At 49.2% G+C, this 567-nt stretch carries 1 protein-coding gene; it reads left to right on the top strand.

The features are described 5' to 3' along the window. Positions 1 to 269: 269 nt before the first annotated feature. The coding region (locus CK240_RS17850) for a TIGR04255 family protein (protein ID WP_135058965.1) at positions 270 to 567 on the top strand (298 nt) is incomplete at its 3' end.

Here is a 567-nt window from a genome sequence, read left to right on the forward strand (position 1 = left end):
TGGGTCATCAACTACACGAGATCACCCGGCACAACGAGAAGACCCGCAGCCTGATGATCAGGCGCGCGCAGCAGCAGCGGACGCACATCGACCAAGTTCTTGCTGTGATCAAAGGCTGATCAAAGTCGACCCATCAAGAGCCGTTACGTGAACGATCAGGCAACGTTCGGACCTTTTCCAAAGTATCAACGTTAAGCGGCTACCAATCTCCCACTTCACACTGTACTTCACACCGCGAATCGGGTTTCCTGACCTCAGGAGGGGACAAAATGAACAATTCTGTAGATGATCCGCTATTTGGAATCATCCCAGAAAGGATGACGCTCGCTAATGCACCAATTGCGTACGTCATAGCTCAAGTTCAATTCCCCTCTATTATGCGCATCAGGGATGACAGCTATATAGTAGAGTTTCAGGACCGCATTCGAAAAGTCTATCCTTTTGTAGAAAGGATAGAAGCAGTGCCTCTACCTATACCGGGCAGTGCACCGGAGATTAGTGGCACTGAGGTCCATTGGAACTTTAGTAGTGTTGATAAAAAGTGGCGCGTTGTTCTCGCAGCAAATG

Source organism: Paracoccus salipaludis (assembly GCF_002287065.1).
GTDB classification, from domain to species: Bacteria; Pseudomonadota; Alphaproteobacteria; order Rhodobacterales; family Rhodobacteraceae; genus Paracoccus; species Paracoccus salipaludis.